Annotated in this window: 16 protein-coding genes; 11 read left to right on the top strand and 5 right to left on the bottom strand. The window is 37.9% G+C overall.

The window, feature by feature from the left end; translation table 11 throughout:
* The first annotated feature begins 7 nt into the window (after window positions 1–7).
* The 9 genes from NSS74_RS22740 to NSS74_RS22700 all read left to right on the top strand — a co-directional run bounded on the left by NSS74_RS22740 (window position 8) and on the right by NSS74_RS22700 (window position 9,459).
* Entirely contained in the window at window positions 8–1,438 is a 1,431-nt protein-coding gene (locus NSS74_RS22740; RefSeq protein WP_002034822.1) for a HAMP domain-containing sensor histidine kinase, read from the top strand.
* Window positions 1,439–1,504: 66 nt separating this feature from the next.
* Window positions 1,505–2,287: a DUF3919 family protein gene (locus tag NSS74_RS22735; RefSeq protein WP_340814372.1), complete on the top strand. Its 783-nt coding sequence runs from the start codon at window positions 1,505–1,507 to the stop codon at window positions 2,285–2,287.
* On the top strand, window positions 2,284–3,318 hold the full coding sequence (locus NSS74_RS22730) for an ABC transporter substrate-binding protein (RefSeq protein ID WP_340814371.1): 1,035 nt from the start codon (window positions 2,284–2,286) through the stop codon (window positions 3,316–3,318). The genes NSS74_RS22735 and NSS74_RS22730 overlap by 4 nt, the downstream gene beginning before the upstream one ends.
* A gap of 19 nt (window positions 3,319–3,337) precedes the next feature.
* On the top strand, window positions 3,338–4,672 hold the full coding sequence (locus tag NSS74_RS22725; protein WP_340814370.1) for an MFS transporter: 1,335 nt from the start codon (window positions 3,338–3,340) through the stop codon (window positions 4,670–4,672).
* Window positions 4,673–4,921: 249 nt separating this feature from the next.
* The gene (locus tag NSS74_RS22720) at window positions 4,922–6,106 is read left to right on the top strand and encodes an efflux RND transporter periplasmic adaptor subunit (protein WP_340814369.1); all 1,185 of its coding nucleotides are present in this window, start codon (window positions 4,922–4,924) and stop codon (window positions 6,104–6,106) included.
* The gene (locus tag NSS74_RS22715; RefSeq protein ID WP_016121077.1) at window positions 6,103–6,783 is read left to right on the top strand and encodes an ABC transporter ATP-binding protein; all 681 of its coding nucleotides are present in this window, start codon (window positions 6,103–6,105) and stop codon (window positions 6,781–6,783) included. Before NSS74_RS22720 ends, NSS74_RS22715 begins: the two co-directional genes overlap by 4 nt.
* Window positions 6,780–7,979 (top strand): ABC transporter permease, encoded by a 1,200-nt coding sequence (locus NSS74_RS22710; RefSeq protein ID WP_340814368.1) that lies wholly within the window; start codon window positions 6,780–6,782, stop codon window positions 7,977–7,979. Before NSS74_RS22715 ends, NSS74_RS22710 begins: the two co-directional genes overlap by 4 nt.
* 127 nt (window positions 7,980–8,106) lie before the next feature.
* A complete protein-coding gene (locus NSS74_RS22705; protein WP_098635171.1) occupies window positions 8,107–8,775 on the top strand; it encodes a Yip1 family protein in 669 nt (222 codons plus the stop codon).
* A 213-nt stretch (window positions 8,776–8,988) separates the two neighbouring features.
* Complete coding sequence (locus NSS74_RS22700; protein ID WP_002034807.1) at window positions 8,989–9,459, top strand: sigma-70 family RNA polymerase sigma factor; 471 nt, start codon at window positions 8,989–8,991, stop codon at window positions 9,457–9,459.
* 54 nt (window positions 9,460–9,513) lie between these two features.
* Here the strand turns inward: NSS74_RS22700 and NSS74_RS22695 are convergent, their stop codons facing one another.
* On the bottom strand, window positions 9,514–10,020 hold the full coding sequence (locus NSS74_RS22695; protein ID WP_340814367.1) for a competence protein ComK: 507 nt from the start codon (window positions 10,018–10,020) through the stop codon (window positions 9,514–9,516).
* A 194-nt stretch (window positions 10,021–10,214) separates the two neighbouring features.
* On the opposite strand from NSS74_RS22695, the gene NSS74_RS22690 reads away from it, so the two are divergent.
* Complete coding sequence (locus NSS74_RS22690; protein ID WP_002034805.1) at window positions 10,215–10,613, top strand: DUF4359 domain-containing protein; 399 nt, start codon at window positions 10,215–10,217, stop codon at window positions 10,611–10,613.
* Between the two features lie 20 nt (window positions 10,614–10,633).
* Here the strand turns inward: NSS74_RS22690 and NSS74_RS22685 are convergent, their stop codons facing one another.
* Window positions 10,634–10,849: a DUF2922 domain-containing protein gene (locus NSS74_RS22685; RefSeq protein ID WP_002034804.1), complete on the bottom strand. Its 216-nt coding sequence runs from the start codon at window positions 10,847–10,849 to the stop codon at window positions 10,634–10,636.
* Window positions 10,850–10,870: 21 nt separating this feature from the next.
* Complete coding sequence (locus tag NSS74_RS22680) at window positions 10,871–11,095, bottom strand: DUF1659 domain-containing protein (RefSeq protein ID WP_002016256.1); 225 nt, start codon at window positions 11,093–11,095, stop codon at window positions 10,871–10,873.
* A 111-nt stretch (window positions 11,096–11,206) separates the two neighbouring features.
* Between NSS74_RS22680 and NSS74_RS22675 the strand changes: the two genes are divergently transcribed.
* On the top strand, window positions 11,207–11,692 hold the full coding sequence (locus tag NSS74_RS22675) for a VanZ family protein (protein ID WP_002143802.1): 486 nt from the start codon (window positions 11,207–11,209) through the stop codon (window positions 11,690–11,692).
* A 64-nt stretch (window positions 11,693–11,756) separates the two neighbouring features.
* Here the strand turns inward: NSS74_RS22675 and NSS74_RS22670 are convergent, their stop codons facing one another.
* Together NSS74_RS22670 and NSS74_RS22665 are read right to left on the bottom strand one after the other, a co-directional pair.
* Window positions 11,757–14,513 carry a DEAD/DEAH box helicase gene (locus tag NSS74_RS22670; RefSeq protein ID WP_002129993.1) on the bottom strand — a complete coding sequence of 919 codons (2,757 nt, stop codon included), beginning with the start codon at window positions 14,511–14,513 and terminating at the stop codon, window positions 11,757–11,759.
* Window positions 14,497–16,116 (bottom strand): SWIM zinc finger family protein, encoded by a 1,620-nt coding sequence (locus tag NSS74_RS22665; RefSeq protein WP_215588618.1) that lies wholly within the window; start codon window positions 16,114–16,116, stop codon window positions 14,497–14,499. Before NSS74_RS22665 ends, NSS74_RS22670 begins: the two co-directional genes overlap by 17 nt.
* Window positions 16,117–16,157: the final 41 nt, after the last annotated feature.

Below are 16,157 nucleotides of genomic sequence, written 5' to 3'. Positions count from 1 at the left end.
TGATGATATGTCTTTAAAACGAAATATGGTGTTTGGAATAGTTGGGTTGTTGATTCCAATTCTTGTTCTTTTGTATGCGGTTGTTTATATTGCACTGGAGAAGAATGTGTATCATAATGCGGCAGATTCCTTAGAAAAGTTAAGTGTGGAAGCGCAAATTTATACGATGAATTATTTAGAGAAAGAAGCAGAAGTTGAGACGTTAGGTCCTAATTCGCTTTTAATTGCTTCGTATTTAGCGAAGCGAATGGATGTCCGGGTGCAGATGATTGGGAAGAATGGAGATGTTGTTGCAGATACACAAAAAGGAGCGTTACTTCATCGGAATATTGACATTGAGAGTTCTTTGAAGGGAAAGAAATCTTATGTTTTCGAGGAGGGAGACCCAGCTCCGATTCTTTTGTTTTCAAGTCCGGTTTATTATGGAAACGATGTCATTGGGAGTATTCGTTTTATAAATGAGTTAACGGATGAGAAGGAAGTTTTAACAAATGTGAGTTGGACGTTTTTAATGACGTCGCTTTGTTTAGTAGCTGCTGGTATTTTCTTTGCGATTCGTTTGGCGAAGTCTCTTCATAAACCAATTGATCAGTTAAGGCAAATGGCATATCGGCTTGCGAATGGAGATTATGAAAGTAAGATTGAGCTGAATGAGTATGTGGAAATTGCGCAGCTTTCAGCGTCCTTTAATGCGATGGCTGATGGGATTGAGCTGCATATTAAGCAGCTGAAGGAAGAGAAAGAGAAACAGAAAGATTTCTTGGACCGCATTACGCATGAGCTGAAAACACCGCTAACAGCGATTATCGGTTATGTGGATTTAATTCCGAAGTTGCAGTCGAAGGAGGATGTGCAGGAGAGCCTCCGTTATGTGTCTGTAGAAAGTGAGCGTCTATTATCACTTGTAGAGGAATTACTTAAGTCTTCAAAGTACGGGAAGAGTACGTTTGAAGTGTCACCTACAGTCGTGAATATTAAAGAATTGGCAGAAGAAGCGGTTTCGATTGTGAAACTTAGGTTGCAGCAGTTTGAAATTGAAGTTATGAATGAGTTAACAGAAGTACACGTCGTTGCGGATTTTGATAAGACGAAGCAAATTTTCTTGAATGTGCTTGATAATGCGATTAAATATAGTGATGCTACGCAAGTTCGTATGAATGTAATTATAAATGAGCAGGAAGCGAAAGTTTTTGTTCATGATGATGGTATTGGTATGGATGAAGGTGTGCTTGCAGAATGGAATGAGTCTCCGGAAGGTAAGGTGCTTCCTTCAAGTTACGGGAATGGCTATGGCTTATACATTTGTCAGGAGATTATGAAGAAGCAAGGCGGAAGTATGCGAATTGAGAGTAGTGAAGAAATGGGAACTACAATATGCATTACATTTTTACTTCCGAGACGGATGGAAGACATAAAAAACTTGAAAGCGGTTAAATGATACATTTATGAAACAATTATGCGGTATTTTCGAAACAACGTTTTTTTATCTTGGAGGTAGGCAGAAATGAAAAGGCTATCATTTCAAATTCTTATGTTTGTCTTTTGTATGATCGTTTCTCTTATTTTGTTTTATGTTATTGAGAAGCAAATATATAATCGAATCACAATTGTGGATGACAAACAAGCCGTTTTACAAAGAGTGAATGAATCCCTTCCTACTGAAGTGAAAGTAAGGCATGAGAAGTGGGGAGAAATTGTTGTAACGGATGAAGTTCGTTTGCATACGATTGTTTCATTCTTTGACCGAATTCGAATAGAACCGAGAGAAGCGAGGAATCAAGAACAAGTATTTACTGGAGAAGTAACGTACTTGAATGGACATAAACGTACTTTTGCAGTAGGTGACTTGTTCCAGTACGAGGCTAATGTATACGGAAAGAATGGCACGGATCCGATGATCTCAGCATTTCAAACGTATTTGTTAAGTCTGTATTATACACCAGAGCGCATTAGTAATTTCTTTGCGGAGGCAAAGGAAGTTGTAGTGAGGCAAGGGGATGTAATACGTACTATAGATCTTACGCAAATATTTGATTCTATTCGATACGCAAAGCAAATTACAGATTACGGAGAAATTCAGAAATTATTACAATCACAGAATGAGCCGATTGCTTATATTACTGCCTATAAAACAGGCAAACGTGTAAAGAATGAGCGGGAGGATATTCTAACTATTTCTGTGTATCCATCGTACTTTGTTGTGCAATATCTCGGTGATAATAACGGGAATGTCATGTATATGAAGGGCTCCCTAGCAGAATCCCTTGTAAAGGAGAGTGTGTCATGAGAAAGATAGCCTTTTTCTTCTTTTTGCTAGTAATCGGAGGAGCGATGTCTAGTTGCTCTCGAGATACAACCTCTATTAAATATAATAAAAGTGGTCTCCCTATTTTGGATGATCGTCATCTCGTTGCGTATGTAGCGGCCCGCGAGGAAGTTGGTGAAGCTTTGCTTTCGTCATTTTGTAAACAACGCGGGTGTACATATGAATTTATTCGTCTATCGACAGAAGAACTTCTTCGGAGAGTAGAAGAGGAAGCTGGAAATCCGAAGGCGGATATTATTATTGGCGGTACAGTAGATGCGCATCAGATGATGAAGCAAAAGAACCTTTCTATTCCTGTTACGACCCAGCATGCGAATCGTATTTCAAAGACTGTTAAAGATAAAGATGGCTATTGGTACGGTTATGAAGTGGAGAAACTGGCAATCGCGATTAATAAAGAGCGGTGGAATGAAGAAATAGCGCCGCTCGGTCTTCCCTATCCATCAAGGTGGCAAGATTTATTAGATCCGGTATATACGGGTAAGATTGCAATGCCTGATCCAAATGTTTCCGGCACAGCATATACTTTGTTTCAATCACTTATTGATACTTTAGGTGAAGAAGAAGCGAAAGAGTATGTTAAGAATCTTGCAAGGCAAGTTGGTGAAGTAACGGTGAATGGTTATATGCCCGCAGAACTGGTTGCGAGCGGTGAATATATGATAGGCATCAATTTTGCGGGAGATCAGAGAATGCTTCAGAAACAAGGCTTTCCTATTGTAAGTAATGAACCTGAGCAAACAGGCTTATCTGTTAATGCGATTTCGAAATTGAAGCGTGCACCGAGTGGTTTTATAGCGGACTTATTTATTGATTATTGTTTATCAGAAGAAGCGGGGCACATTTTAGAAAAAGTTTCGTTTGGCGTACCAACGATGTTTGCGAAGAATCAGAAAGAGATAGAAGGTCAGCCAGTTAGAAGGACGAACAAAAATATATCAAATAGTGGAATAATCGAGATATGGAATAGACAGCGTCTCTCTCAGCGGTGAGAAAAGGAGACGAAAGAATATGTTTAAATGGCTTAAGCCAGCACCTGCAATTGAGAGATTGCCGGCAGATATGATTGACAGGGTATACAAATTATTACGTATTCGTGTGCTAATGGGAATTTCAGTTGGGTATGCTGCTTATTATTTAGTTCGCAGTAACTTTACGTTATCAAGTACGTATTTAGTACAAGAATATGGTTTTAGTACAGCTGAAATTGGATTGCTAGGTTCAGTAATGGCAATTGTTTATGGATTTAGTAAGTTCTTTATGGGGAATTTATCCGATAAAGCTTTCGCCCAGCGCTTTATCGCAGTCGGATTATTCTTATCAGGGCTTGTAAATATTTGCTTCGGCTTTGCATCTTCATTTGGGATGATTGTTACATTACTTGTCTTAAATGGTATTGTACAAGGTATGGGAGCACCACCTTGTAGTATCGTTATGACGAAATGGTTCTCGAAGAAAGAACGTGGTACGAAAACAGGTATTTGGAATATTTCACATAACGTTGGTGGAATGCTAGTACCGCCCCTTGTCGGAATTGGTGTAGGTATTTTCGGTGAAAATCATTGGCAGGGCGGGGTATTTATTTTCCCAGCGATTATCGCAATGGTAATTGCAGTTCTTGTTTGGATTAATGCGAAGGATACACCAGAATCTGAAGGTCTTCCTCCAATTGATGAGTATCGTAATGATTATGAAAATCTTGAAAAAGCAGATAATGCTAATAAGATGTCACCAAAAGAAATTTTAATGAAATATGTAGTGACAAATAAGTTCGTTTGGTATTTATGTATTGCAAATGCATTTGTTTACTTAATTCGTTTCGGTGTTATTAACTGGGTTCCGCTTTATTTAACGACAGTTAAAGGTTTTTCAAAAGCAGAAGCGCATGCTGCATACGCGATTTTTGAAGGTATGGCAATTCCAAGTTCATTAATCGTTGGTCTTTTAAGTGATAAGTTATTTAAAGGAAAACGTATGCCATTATGTATTATGAGTATGGCCGGAGTTGTTGTTGGTACGGTTGTATATTGGCAAGCATCTAGCGTACTTGTTGTAAGTATTGCAGTTTCTATTATCGGTTGTTTAATTTACGTACCACAGTTTTTAATCGGTTTAAGTGCGATGGAATTAGTACCGAAATTTGCAGTAGGTACAACAGTTGGTATGTGTGGTCTGTTCGGTTATGTAGGCGGAAGTCTTGTAGCAAACGCAGCAATTGGTGTTATTGTTGATCGTTCTGGCTGGGATGGCTGCTTCATCTTACTATTAGCAGGCGGTATTTTATCAACAGTATTCTTATTTATCGTTCAACGTGGACATGAGAGAAAAACTCCTAAAGTAGCGTAATAGTTTATTTAGAAAAGCGATCCAATCATTATTTTGGATCGCTTTTTTTTATATAAGGAAACCTTTCCTTAAAACTATCTTAAAAGATAGAATGTCATATTTCTAATCATTGGTATTTTTGTTACAATATAAATGATTGTGTAAAACTTTGTAAAATGAGTGTAACAATGTAAGTGGGGATGCAATTTTCCGAAAGTTTTATACAATTAAATATCTATTAAACTATTAAGATATAAAAGGAGAGAGAATATGTTACCAAATACGGTTCGTACTCCAAACAAGAAGAAGAAATGGATTATCATCGGAGTTATTGCACTAATTGTTATTGTAGCAGCAGTTAATATTTTTGTTATGCAAGGTAAGAAGAAAGGTACAGCGACGAATGAGGCTGTGAGCTTTGAGAAAGTGACAGAGCGTAAGCTTAATAATACGAAGTTAATTTCGGGTCAGGTGAAGCCAGGGAATATTGAAAGTTTCTATGCAGATCCGACTAAAGGAAAAGTGAAAGATATTGCAGTGAAAGAAGGACAAGAGGTAGAAAAAGGAACGAAATTATTCTCTTATGATAATGAAGAAATTAATCTTCAAATGAAGCAAGCTGAGCTTGATCAGAAGATGGCTGATATGCGTTATGATCAAGGGAAAAAGAAGATTGATTCATTGAAGAAAGAAATTAAGAAGGTAAAAGATAGTGGGGCTGGGAAAGAAGTAACAGACCCAATGGAAGAGCAAGTGAGTGAGTTAGAAATGGCTCAGAAAACAACTGATCTTGAGAAAGAAAAAGGGAAGTTACAAAAAGAAGAGTTAAGTAAAAAACAGAAAGAACTTACGATTTATAGTAATTTCACTGGTGTTGTACAAAAGTTAGACAAAGATGCGGCACAAAGTTCATCTCAGGCATTAGGTGGTCAAGGAAAGGCGTTTTTACAAGTTGCTTCTAAAGACCCGTTCCAGGTTCAAGGGACTTTAACAGAGCTTCAAAAGTCACAAATTCAAAAAGATCAAACGTTCACTGTAACTGCGAAAGCAAATAATAAGAAGAAGTGGACAGGTAAGATTACGGAAGTAAGTGAATTCCCAACGAGTGCAGAGATGGCTCAAGCCGCTGGTGAGGGAACTCAAAATATGTCTCAATATACATATAAAGCAAGTCTTGATAGCCAAGATGGTTTATCTCCAGGTTATCACGTTTCTCTGCAAGTAAATTTAGAGAATAAGACGATGATTGCTGTTCCAAGTAAGAGCATTGTAGAAAAAGGCGAAGATGCATTTGTTTATATCGAAGACAAAGGAAAGCTTCGTAAACAAAATGTGAAAAAAGGTTCTACTGATGGAGATTGGACAGAGATTACTGAAGGCGCAACAGTGGGGCAAAAGGTGGTTAAAAATCCTTCCGACGACGTGTATGACGGAATGGAAGTGAAAGAGAAATGATTACGTTAAATAATATTGCTAAAACATATTATCAAGGAAAATTGGCAGTGCCGATTTTACATGGTATTAGTTTAACAATTCAAAGCGGTGAGTTCGTTTCTATTATGGGACCGTCTGGTTCTGGTAAATCAACGCTTATGAATATTATCGGTTGTTTAGATCGTCCAACAGAAGGTGAATATATGTTGAATGATGTGAATATCTTAACAGCAGACGAGTCAAAACTAGCTTTAATTCGTAATGAATATATCGGCTTTGTGTTCCAGCACTTTAATTTGCTGCCGCGTCTTTCCGCAGTGGAAAACGTTGAACTTCCGCTCATCTACGGTGGGGTGAAGAAAGCAGAGCGTCGTCAGAGAGCCCTTGAAGCGCTTGGGAAAGTTGGATTATCAGATAGAGTCCATCATTTACCTAGTGAGTTATCAGGTGGACAGAAGCAACGTGTAGCGATTGCGAGATCGATTGCAAATAATCCAACGTTTATTATGGCCGATGAGCCGACAGGTGCACTTGATACGAAGTCTGGTGCACAAGTTATGGATATTTTCACGAAGCTCAATGCAGAAGGTACGACGATTGTTATGGTTACGCATGAAGAGGAAGTAGCTGCTTATTCTTCCCGCCGTATTGTGTTGCGAGATGGGAAAATTACAGAAGATAGAAGGTGTGCGGTATGAGCTTACTAGATAGTATGAAAATTGCCTTATCTTCTATTTTAGCTCATAAACTACGCTCAGCTCTGACGATGCTTGGAATTATTATCGGTGTTGGTTCTATTATTACCGTCGTTGCGATTGGGCAAGGCGGGGAAGCTGCACTGAAATCTCAATTTGTTGGGTCAGGTAATCAAACGGTTCCGATTCATTATAGTGCCGATATGAATGATCCTTTTGGTATGGGGATGATAGAAGCACCGAAGATAACTGAAGAAGATATTTTTGAAATTAAAAAAATTCCAGATATCGCACATGTTGTAACAACAAATTCAAGTATGGAACCACTTGATATTGAAGATAAAATAGAAATGGTGAATATTACTGGATTAGACAGTGAGTACTTTGCAGTAAATAAAGTAAAGTTGTTAAAGGGACGTTCTTTACAAGAATCAGATGTGGATCAAGGTAATAATGTTGTCATGATTAGTAAACAAATGGAAGAAAAGGTGTTTAAGGATGCCAATCCAGTCGGTAAAATTATTGAAATGAAAGGTCAACCGATGCAAATTATTGGTGTCTATAAATCAGATAACGAGTTTATGGGAATGGGACCATCAGAAGCACTAGTTCCAATTTCATTATGGCCGACACTGTATGGAAAAGATGAAATTCAAAATATTTCTGTTCAAGCAAAAAATGTAGATAATCTAGAAAAAGCAGGTAAAAAAGCTGCAGATGTCTTAAATAGTCGTAAACCGAGTGATGCAACTGGTAAATACGAGGTTATGAATTTAAAAGAACTTCAAGAAGGTATTTCAAAAATGACTAATATTATGACGATGATCATCGGCGGTATCGCTGGTATTTCATTAGTCGTTGGTGGTATCGGTGTAATGAACATCATGCTCGTATCTGTAACAGAGCGTACACGTGAAATTGGGGTGCGTAAGGCACTTGGAGCAACACGTAGTAAAATTTTATTACAGTTTTTAATTGAAGCAGTTATGCTAACGCTTCTAGGTGGTTTAATCGGAATTGGTCTTGGGTATGGCGGGGCATATATCGTTTCCACATTTGCGAAGTGGCCACCGCTCGTTTCATGGGAAGTTGTCGTTGGGGGAGTATTGTTCTCTATGACACTAGGTATTATCTTCGGATTAATTCCAGCGAACAAAGCTGCGAAATTAGATCCAATTGAAGCACTTCGTTATGAGTAAATTATTAGTGTAGTAGAGAAGGGAGTCTCTACTACACATTACCGTTCTAGTGGGCGGTTCGTAGCCTCTAAATGAGGATGTGAACCGCCCGTTAGAACGGGTTATATAAATAGAAGGAGGCGTTATAATGGAAGCGAATTTGAATACGCAAAAGGTTGAAGGAGAGAAGCCATCATTATTTGGAATGATTACTTCTCCTGGTTTACAGTTTGAGAGAATGAAGACGAGTAATGCGGTATGGGGTGCATTTTGGATACTTGTTTTATTAGGTGGACTTGTTGCAGGCCTTGCTGCTTATGTGTACTCCCTAACCCCTGAGGCGATTAAGATGAATAAGGATTTGGGTGTTAGCGTTACACCTATAATGTCGTTTGGTACGGGTGCAGTATTTGGTGCTATTGGTATGGCGATTAGTTTCTTTATTAGTGCAGCAGTGTATAAAATATTTATGATGTTAATGAGCAATGATACTTCTTATAAGAAATTATTAACAATCAGTGTGTACTCAAGCATTATTTCATTACTTGGTTTATTAATAAACACAGTTTTAGCACTTGTTTTAGGCGGATCAGGACAAGAAATGTATACTGGTTTAGGACCGATTTTCGCTTCAAGCGGTGGTGTTGCAAAAGGTATTGCAAATAATATTGAAGTGTTCACAATTTGGGGATTTGTTATTACATGGTTAGGTCTTCAAATTACGGCTGGTTTAAGTAAAAAGAAAGCAACAATTCTTATGGTTGTCTTCTTTATCTTAACTATTGGATTTGGTGCGGTAAAAGGTATGTTCCAATAATAAAATAAAAAAGGTGACTCTTCCTAGAGTCACCTTTTTTATTTTTACTCCTATTTCAAATACCTCAAACAGAATTTAAAATACTGCCTAGTGTAATTTCAAATTCCAGCAGCAGTATTTGAAATTATCCACAATGAAATTTCCTTTCTCATTTTATATTGTAGAGGTACCGCGGAATACTTAAGAGGTATACCTTTTAGAAACGGGCACTGTGTGAAGCCAGCGACTTTTGCAGATACGGTTGTTTTGTATGAAGGTATGATTGTAAATCAAATAAAGAGGTTAAATATTTACCAAGATTATGAAGAGTATTATCAATGTGGTTTAATTGGTCTTTGGCATGCTTATGAAAGGTATGAGGAGGAGAAAGGGAGTTTTCCTGCTTATGCTGTCGTAACAGTACGTGGTTATATATTGGGAAGATTGGAGAAAGAATGTGTAGTGCAAGAGAGGTATGTATGCACCGATGAGTATGAGGAACGATTTGAGTGTGAAGATGTGGGAACGAGAGCGAAGGACTTTATGAGTGTGTTAGATGAGAAGGAGAAGCACATCATTTCAGAGCGATTTTTTACAGGGAAAAATATGGGGGAGATAGCTTCTGAAATGGGGATGACGTACTATCAAGTGAGATGGGTATATCGACAAGCGCTTGAGAAAATGAGGGATAGTGTAAGGGGATAAGAATAATAAGTAGAATGGAAGGCAAGAGAAATATTGCCTTCCATTCTATTTATTTTAAGGCAGTAAATGTGGCAAGAGGGTTTTTGAGTGTAGTGAATCTTTTATGTTCATTCGGGATAATACATGTCCAGCTTTCAAAAATTGTTGCTGTAACTTATGAGAACCTATTTGTATTGTTATGGTAGTTCCGTTAAAAAAATGAATGTTAGCTTTGTTAGTTTTTTTGGAAAACTCTATCTCATCTATATGGTTATAGAACAACCAAATGCAGCTTGGAGAAGAAGGAGATTCTGTTGGGAAAACGCAAATATATTCTTTGTGATTAATTGGAATTGGAACATTTTGTTTGAGCTTAAAGTTTATTTGGACTGCATGACGTCTACCTTGATAAGTAGAATGAACATGTGTTAGACAAGATTTCTTTATGAGTTGGATAGCTGTTTGGCAAGAGTGCAGAGGGTTTCCGCTACTGTCGATAATTTTTGTCCGGTAATAAGGGTGTTTGCAAGGTTCGAGCATCATTGTAGAACTAGAAATAAAAATATCATTCTCATTATCCATGATTCTAAAATCCTCCCTTATAAAAATTGTTATTCCGAATATAATTATATACGAATTATGTAAAATTATTATTAATCTTTTGTTTCGTATTGTAAATTTTTACGGTTCGTTTACAATCAATAGATGATAGTCTTTCTAATTTGCATCGCTTGTACATATATATGAAAATAGAAAAGAGTAGGCGGTGATATAGCATGAAGAAAAAGTATATTATTATGGCTCTAGCTGTTGTTCTCTTAGTTTATTTAGCAAACAGTAATCCGGGTAAGGGAGAATATACGGATTGGGCAGCAAAACAATTTATGAAGCGTAATGATGTGAGTAAGAAGCTAGAAGAGGTTGAGAAAGAAAACAAAGAGGGTATACTTGGCGATCTAGCATCAGCGGGAAAGAAATTAGCAAATAAGTATGTTGAACCACAAGTTGGATTATTAATTGAGCATTATACAAAGCGAAATGATTATATTTTCTTCTCAACATATACGACAGAGTTTGATTTAGGCGGAGAGAATTATAAGTATGTTTGTGTTGGTTTTTCAAACATCTTTATTCCAATTGAAATGCCGAAGAAAAAAGACGAATCTGCAAAATAATGCAGATTCGTCTTTTTGATTTACGGAGTAATCTGAACTTCAGATACGTTTTTTTCTATGAGGCGAGCCCCTTTTTTACGAGTATTTTCACTAATTGATGAAAATACAGATGAAGAAAGAATGGTATCCATTACTTGATTTACGACTAGTTCATTTACTGGTGTGATGGGATTTTCGATAGAAAAGGCAACTGTTTTTCCATCTTCTTTCACGAAAATTAACTCTAGTACTTGCATGCTTTATTCCCTCCTTTTTAATTATAGATTAGAAAGATCTGACGTGCTTACAAGTTGTACAGCGTGAAGTGATGATTGTTGTAGTGAAGCAAGAGCACGTGCTACTTCATGTACTTTTCCTAAATCTGCATTTGTTTTCACACGTTTGAATTGTTTGTTCTTAAAAACTGTTTTACCGTTTTTGTCTAATCCTCCGTTTAATACAAGGCGTAAAGTTAAATCCATTACGATTGTTTCAACTGCCATGTTTATCACCCCCTTTCACTTTATAAATAGGGTGTAAATGTCATGTTTTGGCGTGAAATTTTTTCTTTTTTTTGGTACTCTTAAAAGACTAAGAGAGGGGTTTTCGGGAGAATGAATCGTAAATGGTTATTTTGGATTCCTGTATTACTATGGATGGGGATTATTTTCTATTCTTCAGCACAGCCATATAAAAAACAGGATATGCGCTCGGATATTGAGCAATATGTAAATGCTGAGTTTGTGAAAGAGCATTTTTCATGGGTATCTATCGATTATGGGGGAGGTACACCTGTTAGTATCGCAAATAAAGGTGTAGGTGGATTTGTTGAGTTTTTCCTTCGTAAAGGTGCTCATTTTATGGTGTTCTTTATGCTCGGTTCATTGACGTATTATGCTTTTCATCGATCGGGTCATTCGAGAAAAAGGTGCTTTGCATACGCCCTCCTTTTCGTTGCGGGGTATGCAACATTTGATGAAATTCATCAATGGTTTACGGGGGACCGTACACCGATGTGGCAAGATTCATTGCTTGATACGTGCGGCGGGTTAACAGGAATTATAATAAGCAATTGGTTTTGGAATAGAAAAAGGAGCTAATCTCAGTTAGAGATTTGCTCCTTTTTCATTTATCCCGCATTAACTGCCCGTAAAAGCCTTCACTTTATACGCCAAGTAATTCTTTTAGTTCGTCGGTTGATAGTTCGGTCATCCAACTATCGCTTGTAATGACGGCGTTGTTTAATGATTGTTTTCGTTCTAACATTTCATCAATCTTCTCTTCAAGTGTTCCCGTTGTAATAAGCTTATGAACGTGAACGAAGCGTTTTTGACCGATGCGATAAGCACGGTCTGTTGCTTGGTTTTCTACAGCTGGATTCCACCAACGGTCATAGTGAATAACATGGTTGGCGGCAGTTAAGTTTAATCCTGTTCCGCCGGCCTTTAACGATAAGATGAAGATGTCATACGTTCCGTTTTGGAACTGCTCAATCATCTTGTCACGCTCTTTCTTCGGTACGCTCCCGTTTAAGAAGAGGACGCGCTGACCGAATGTTTCTTCTAACATACTTTTTAGCATGTTCCCCATGCCAATGTACTGAGTGAAGATTAAGCAACTTTCATTTTGGTCTTTTATATTTTCGATGAGCTCCATTACCGTTTTTGTTTTCATAGAGCGCTCGACGATATTTTGTGGTTCTTCTTCTTTCAAATAAAGGGCTGGGTGATTACAAATTTGTTTTAGCTTGTTCAGCATAAGTAATATAAATCCGCGTCTTTCAATTCCGCTTAATCCTTCTACATTTTGTAATGTATCTTGAACAAGTTGTTCATATAAGGAAGCTTGTTCGCCAGTTAGTGGACAATAAGCTTTCTGTTCTTGTTTATCTGGCAAGTTTAATGCGACCGTTTGATCTTTCTTCGTACGACGCAGTAAAAACGGCGAGATAAACCGCTGAACTTGCTGGATTTTTCCTTCATCGCGGTCCTTTTCAATCGGTGTGACGAAGCGGCGCTGGAATTGTCCTAAGCTTCCGAGATACCCATGATTGATAAAGTCGAAAATAGACCAAAGCTCAGCAAGTCGGTTTTCCATCGGTGTACCGGTTAAAGCAATTTTGTGATTTGCTTGTAGGTTTCTTACTGCTTTCGACTGTTTCGTATGTGGGTTTTTTATATTTTGTGCTTCGTCTAAAATAACAGCGTCCCAGCATAACGTACTAAGTTCTTCTTCATCAAGCTGAGCTAATGCATAAGAAGTTAATATAACATCTGCTGATTGAAGAAAATCTTTAAATGACTCATCCTTAGATCGGTTACTTCCATAGTGTAACTGAACACGTAAGCTTGGTGCGAAACGCTCAAATTCTTTTTGCCAATTTCCAAGGACTGATGTTGGTGCCACAATTAATGCAGGACCTGTTTGGAGATTGTTTTCTTTAGCGTATAGTAAGTAAGTTATCGTTTGAATACTTTTTCCGAGTCCCATATCATCGGCTAATAACGCTCCAAATCCAAGCTTTCGTAAGTATAGTAACCACTCAACACCGTGTTGTTGATACGGACGGAGTGTTGCTTGTAGCGAAGATGGTACATCTACTTTTGGAATATCTCCAATGTGTAGAAGTTTTTGGAAAAGCTCTTCGTAATATCCATCTAGCTCGATTTCAATATCGGTAAACGGACTATCGTCTTCTACAATTTCTGTTTCTGCCGTATTAGATAAATGTTGCTGCAACACATCTTTCATTTCAAGTCCATATTTATCGGCACGGTGCATTAGTTTTTTTACTTCTTCAATAAAGGCAGGATCAAGTCTCATCCATTGACCATTTAAATTGAAAAGACGTTTGTTTTGTTCAACGAGTTCGAAAAATTCGCTTTCTGATAAATCAATTCCGTCCGTTGAAATGCGCCAGTCGAAATTAACGAGCGTATTCATGCCGAAGAAAGACTGTGTTTGTGCTGTACTTTGCTTCAGCTGTACACGCAACCTCGGTTTTGTTGCTTTTAAATTTTGCCACCATGATGGTAGTAAAATTGTAATACCTGCTGCCAGTAATTCATTACTTGCTTCGGTTAAGAAGTTCCAAGCTTCCGTTTCAAAGAGTTCTTCTCGGAACTTGTCGTCCTCTTTTAGCCACGGTACGAGCTTACTGAATCCTTCTTGTGTTTCAAGGATCCGTTCTTCGTAATCGTGCCATCGTTTTGGTAAGGAATCGATACTTTCATATACATATATGCGATGTGCACCACGTTTTGGTGTAACGATTGTTTCAAGCTTCCACATTTCAAGTTCTTCTTGCGGTTCTTGTAGTCTTAAGCCGACTGTAAATGGAAGGTCATCTTCAATGTAACCAATTTTTCGAAGCCAATCCTCTTCATGTAGTGCTGCTTCCAATTGCCTTTTCGTAAAGTCGTAATGTTCGTATAGTCTCTTTGCATCTTCCCATCCGTCATTTGAGCGAGCATCTTGCAAAATACTTTCGTTCACAGCGGCAGAGAAAAGAGATGCTAACATGTCATCTTCAATTGAAGTATTCTGAACTTTCCAAGATGGCTGCTGAGACCAATGCTTCATGTCAGGTGCGAAGCTGCCGCTGACGAAAGCGTCCCATAATTCACTTGCGTCCTTTGTAAGTGCCGTAATAGGACCGTTCATTTGCATATTTGCAAATGAATTCATCGGTTTATTTGCGATGTATTCAAATGCCTGTGCATTCGTTAACATAACGCCTTGTTTTCCCTCATACGTTGCTTCTTTTAAAAACGTTCCGTAGAAAGAAGTAGAGTGCCATGCGAATGCATTTTTTTTCCAAGTTGCTACGGATAAGAGCGTACCGCTATCATCTTCTCCCCAAAGGAACCAACCTTGACTAACGTGCTGGAGCCTAATTGTTACTTCAGTTTGTATGATCATCGATTAATTTTCCTCTCCGTAATTCCTCTTGTAGCGCACGCAGACGTGAATGTAAGTTAGCGATATGAATAATGAAAGCATCCCATTCATCAGTTCGCTTCAGTCGTTTATAAAGCATACGTAATTTCTTTAAGTAACGAACGGCACGTTTATATGATTTGCGATTTCGCTCTTCAATTGCTTCCATTGCGGCATGGTGATAAAGAGGAAGTGCTGCTTCGGGCGCTTCTTTTTCAATATCTTTCAATGGTTCTTTCAAAAGTTCGATTACTTCGAATCCATATAAGAGCTGAAGTTCCGTCCATGCATGATATTGTTTCTTCGCAAGTACATATTGTTCATAATTTGTGAAACTATACGGTAATAGTTCTTGTAAAATCATTTCTAATCCCGCTTGTTCATTCGTATGCGTTGCATATGTCTCATACATCATCACAAATAATCGAACGATATCTTGTATGAAGACGGTATTTTCTTGTTCCGTTATCGTTTCTTTTACTTGTTTATAAGTAAAGGAAAGCCAATCTTTCCCGCGGTCCCACTCCATCGCACTTAATAACTCTTCTAACCAATAGAAGTAAAGGCTCACAACAGAAGAAGGCTGTTTTTCCAGTAATTCCATTGCCGATACATCTTCACCGTTTAAAAAGAGCAGGTGAGAAGATGCTAATGCTTTGGAAAGTGGATTGATTTTAGTATCGATTCGTTTTTTTTCTTCTTGTAGCTGCTCCTCTGTTCTTAACAGTTCACCCCATACGTGACGATAAATGAAGAATCGCTCTTGTGTATAGGCATCGGTAGAGAAGAATGATTCATGTATGAGCCGCGCTGTTTCTTCTAAAATCGGTTTGGATTCTTCTGGAATCGTCTCTGTTTTTAGGTCCCTAACGGTAGATTCAACTTTATCAACGAATAGGCGAACGACGTTAACTGGTTGGTGATAAGAATATAGTTTGTTTGCTTCAAATTCTTGAATTTCTTCTAATAATTTTTGAAAGCAATAAAGTGCCGCGTGCAACTTAAATAATTCATGAATAGCAACGATGCGCGGAGCTTTCCGTTCTAATTTTGTATAGAAGTCTGTAAAAAGACTCATAAGAAAATACATTTGTTTATAAGTGAGCCGCGCTTGTTCTTTTTTAAATGATTCATATTCATTTTCAAAGTATGTTTGCCAACTTTTATAATCCATTTCTTCAAAAGCTGATGATTGCAATACTTGTCGTGCAGTTCGAATAGGAGGAAGAGAAGGTTTTGTATTATTTTTGAATAAAGTTAATACATCTCCTACTTGCCCAAAACTAGAAGCTGCAGATAGTAACACAGCAAGCATATGCTGACATTGCGTTGGCGCGAAGCAATCGCAATAGCTTTCAGTGACATTACGAATCGGAATGTGAACACTATATACACTGCCTTCAGCATTTACAGTTCCGGATAGCGTATAGCCATCAAAGTCAACGTTATAGACAACACCACTACGATATAGTTGCCGAGCTGTAGCGACATGCTCTTGATCAGCAACTTGCTGTGGATCAAGCCCTTGAACGAACTCATTCGCAATCATCATAATTTCATCTTTCTTAATTGAGTCTTGCAGCATAATATTCCTCCGTACACAGATTTCTTTCCTTTACCATTATA

Origin of the sequence: Bacillus sp. FSL E2-8868 (assembly GCF_038005505.1) — a bacterium.
GTDB lineage: Bacteria > Bacillota > Bacilli > Bacillales > Bacillaceae_G > Bacillus_A > Bacillus_A mycoides.
Note: the sequence above shows the minus strand (reverse complement) of the source record. Positions and strands in the feature narration are given on the sequence as shown.

What these genes read in the sequence shown, in the direction of transcription:
- NSS74_RS22740 (WP_002034822.1), top strand. Translation starts at nt 8, where the DNA reads ATGTCTTTAAAACGAAATATGGTGTTTGGAATAGTTGGGTTGTTGATT.
- NSS74_RS22735 (WP_340814372.1), top strand. Translation starts at nt 1,505, where the DNA reads ATGAAAAGGCTATCATTTCAAATTCTTATGTTTGTCTTTTGTATGATC.
- NSS74_RS22730 (WP_340814371.1), top strand. Translation starts at nt 2,284, where the DNA reads ATGAGAAAGATAGCCTTTTTCTTCTTTTTGCTAGTAATCGGAGGAGCG.
- NSS74_RS22725 (WP_340814370.1), top strand. Translation starts at nt 3,338, where the DNA reads ATGTTTAAATGGCTTAAGCCAGCACCTGCAATTGAGAGATTGCCGGCA.
- NSS74_RS22720 (WP_340814369.1), top strand. Translation starts at nt 4,922, where the DNA reads ATGTTACCAAATACGGTTCGTACTCCAAACAAGAAGAAGAAATGGATT.
- NSS74_RS22715 (WP_016121077.1), top strand. Translation starts at nt 6,103, where the DNA reads ATGATTACGTTAAATAATATTGCTAAAACATATTATCAAGGAAAATTG.
- NSS74_RS22710 (WP_340814368.1), top strand. Translation starts at nt 6,780, where the DNA reads ATGAGCTTACTAGATAGTATGAAAATTGCCTTATCTTCTATTTTAGCT.
- NSS74_RS22705 (WP_098635171.1), top strand. Translation starts at nt 8,107, where the DNA reads ATGGAAGCGAATTTGAATACGCAAAAGGTTGAAGGAGAGAAGCCATCA.
- NSS74_RS22695 (WP_340814367.1), bottom strand. Translation starts at nt 10,020, where the DNA reads ATGGATAATGAGAATGATATTTTTATTTCTAGTTCTACAATGATGCTC.
- NSS74_RS22690 (WP_002034805.1), top strand. Translation starts at nt 10,215, where the DNA reads ATGAAGAAAAAGTATATTATTATGGCTCTAGCTGTTGTTCTCTTAGTT.
- NSS74_RS22685 (WP_002034804.1), bottom strand. Translation starts at nt 10,849, where the DNA reads ATGCAAGTACTAGAGTTAATTTTCGTGAAAGAAGATGGAAAAACAGTT.
- NSS74_RS22680 (WP_002016256.1), bottom strand. Translation starts at nt 11,095, where the DNA reads ATGGCAGTTGAAACAATCGTAATGGATTTAACTTTACGCCTTGTATTA.
- NSS74_RS22675 (WP_002143802.1), top strand. Translation starts at nt 11,207, where the DNA reads ATGAATCGTAAATGGTTATTTTGGATTCCTGTATTACTATGGATGGGG.
- NSS74_RS22670 (WP_002129993.1), bottom strand. Translation starts at nt 14,513, where the DNA reads ATGATCATACAAACTGAAGTAACAATTAGGCTCCAGCACGTTAGTCAA.
- NSS74_RS22665 (WP_215588618.1), bottom strand. Translation starts at nt 16,116, where the DNA reads ATGCTGCAAGACTCAATTAAGAAAGATGAAATTATGATGATTGCGAAT.